This is a genomic window from Moorena sp. SIO3B2, from assembly GCF_010692525.1.
Taxonomy (GTDB): Bacteria; Cyanobacteriota; Cyanobacteriia; order Cyanobacteriales; family Coleofasciculaceae; genus Moorena; species Moorena producens.
This window is the reverse complement of the sequence record NZ_JAAHHE010000760.1, coordinates 1-1,888: the sequence shown is the minus strand read 5'-3', so window position 1 is coordinate 1,888 and position 1,888 is coordinate 1. Positions and strand designations below refer to the sequence as shown.

Sequence of the window (1,888 nt, the reverse complement as noted above, 5' to 3'; positions counted from 1 at the left end):
AAATTGGGACAAATGTAAATAAGGGAGGCAAAGGTTGTTCTAATACTAATTCAGCATCTACTTCCCAGAGATTAATTACCCGATAATCTTGACGGGCCTTTAATCCCATGAATTCGCTTTCGTAGCAATTTTCAATGGTGACCGTGGCTGGGGGCGGCAAGATGTTAATTAATACTGGATAAGCAGATAGGTTGTATTTCTCCTCAGCTAAAGCCACATAATTGCGCATTCGCTGAGGCATGTTCTGGTCATAGCGTAGTTGTAATTCATTGAGAATCAGAAATTCGGAGTGTTCAGGACTAGAGGCTTTGACAATCACATCGCTTTCGCGACTAATCCATTGGAACTCAGCATCCAGCAACTGAGATGCCCGCACTTGGGAATTACCGGTTACCCATTGCACCCAAGCATTAGGAGCGAGACTGATGAGGCGTTTGCTACCAATATCTACAGGTTTTGCCATACAATACAATTGATCGAATCAAGACTAATTACTGAGTTAAACCCAGGGCTGTTTCTGGGGTTCAACTAAAATTTGATTACTGAAGAGCTGGGCAAGTCACACTTCCCAAACTTCCTGTTTTTTAAGATTCTTCGTCTATAGACTCTCCCTCTATAGAATCGCCGTCTATAGGGTCTCCTAAATCGAAGATAATAATAAATTTTTCATCGGGCATCAGTCGTTTCAGAGCCTGCAAGTGCCCCTCCGCATCAGAACGGTTGCGAAAACGACGCACAACCACCCGCTGCATCTTCGGCAATAGACGAATGAGCGCCCATGGATATAGGCGTTGAGAGTACGACATAAAATATTAGGTATCTCCTTAACTGGGGCTCCAGAGCCAGCCTGTAGCTGGGAGAAACTGTCGGCTGGCTCTTACCGTGGAACGTTTTAGCGCCCACGGTAATTTTATTATAACACAAAAAATACTCTATTATAACATTTTTTGAAAACTTTTGTAACAAATGGGGAATAGGGAGCAGGGAGCAGGGAGCAGGGAGCAGGGAGCAGGGAGCAGGGAGTAGTGGAGTAGTGGAGTGGGGCAAAATCCTGTATTAATAATTCATTAATATAAAAATAAAGTTATTAATTAACTACTTACTATGTGCGATGGCAGCTTGGAGCCGCTGCACGATTAACCTTGGCCTTTTGGCCACGCTACGCGAACGGTCAAGCTACGCGATGCTCCTTGGCCAAAAGGCCACGCTACGCGAAGGTCGCCGCTCCGCGAAAGCATTTGCCGATCGAATAGTTATATGCGATCGCATTCCCGATTCCCAATTACCGATTCCCGATTCCCGATTCCCGATTCCCGATTCCCGATTCCCGATTCCCGAAAATTAATGGTCCGTGTAAGATTGTGTATCAGCCGGATAATCCACTCGATTGTGGTCCTCGTTTGTGGATTGAAACCTTCTGTGATATTCACTTTATGGGTGGTAGTTTTCCGGCTAGTAGCTAAGTTGATCAAGGGTTTTTATCAAATTCTTTTTGACAAGATTCTATATGATGATCCTTATTGTTATAAGCATAGTGTAGAGGATACTTGCTAGAGTTAGAGATTTTATCCCAACTTATTCGATACCACTTCGATAAATTTATGGGGTCAACACTTTCGACCTGTGGGATAAAATCAATGCCATAAGAAATTTGAGTTACGTCTTCCAGTATATTACGCCGTATAACTCCTCTCAAACAAACTATATAATCACTTTGAAACCCATATTTTTTACCTAATATCTTATTTCCTTGCTTCTGGAAAATAAGATATAGATTAGAGCCTTTGTTCTGCTGGTAAAAATAGATGCCATCAGTAAAGCCTTCTACTCCCACTAATTGTCTCCACTTTTTTTCCCACTTAAGGATCGCATCTTGAGCTTGATTATA

At 42.6% G+C, this 1,888-nt stretch carries 4 protein-coding genes and 1 pseudogene; 2 read left to right on the top strand and 3 right to left on the bottom strand.

What is annotated here, in order from left to right; all coding sequences use genetic code 11:
• Together F6K38_RS40730 and F6K38_RS40725 are read right to left on the bottom strand one after the other, a co-directional pair.
• Nucleotides 1-463, bottom strand: a 463-nt coding sequence (locus F6K38_RS40730) for an RpnC/YadD family protein (protein ID WP_008178833.1), incomplete at its 3' end; no start/stop codon positions are given.
• A 121-nt stretch (nt 464-584) separates the two neighbouring features.
• Nucleotides 585-806 (bottom strand): hypothetical protein, encoded by a 222-nt coding sequence (locus tag F6K38_RS40725; RefSeq protein WP_044492060.1) that lies wholly within the window; start codon nt 804-806, stop codon nt 585-587.
• A gap of 305 nt (nt 807-1,111) precedes the next feature.
• Between F6K38_RS40725 and F6K38_RS40720 the strand changes: the two genes are divergently transcribed.
• Both F6K38_RS40720 and F6K38_RS40715 read left to right on the top strand, forming a co-directional pair.
• On the top strand, nt 1,112-1,345 hold the full coding sequence (locus tag F6K38_RS40720; RefSeq protein ID WP_131827005.1) for a hypothetical protein: 234 nt from the start codon (nt 1,112-1,114) through the stop codon (nt 1,343-1,345).
• Nucleotides 1,338-1,463 (top strand): annotated as a pseudogene (locus tag F6K38_RS40715) (DNA-binding protein); the annotation flags it as partial. The gene F6K38_RS40720 and the pseudogene F6K38_RS40715, both read left to right, overlap by 8 nt.
• 5 nt (nt 1,464-1,468) lie before the next feature.
• Here F6K38_RS40715 and F6K38_RS40710 read toward each other — a convergent pair.
• Nucleotides 1,469-1,888 (bottom strand): hypothetical protein (locus F6K38_RS40710; protein ID WP_287360517.1); only part of this gene is annotated, 420 nt, incomplete at its 5' end.

Coding starts and splice junctions, on each gene's coding strand:
- F6K38_RS40725 (WP_044492060.1), bottom strand. CDS start 806: ATGTCGTACTCTCAACGCCTATATCCATGGGCGCTCATTCGTCTATTG.
- F6K38_RS40720 (WP_131827005.1), top strand. CDS start 1,112: ATGGCAGCTTGGAGCCGCTGCACGATTAACCTTGGCCTTTTGGCCACG.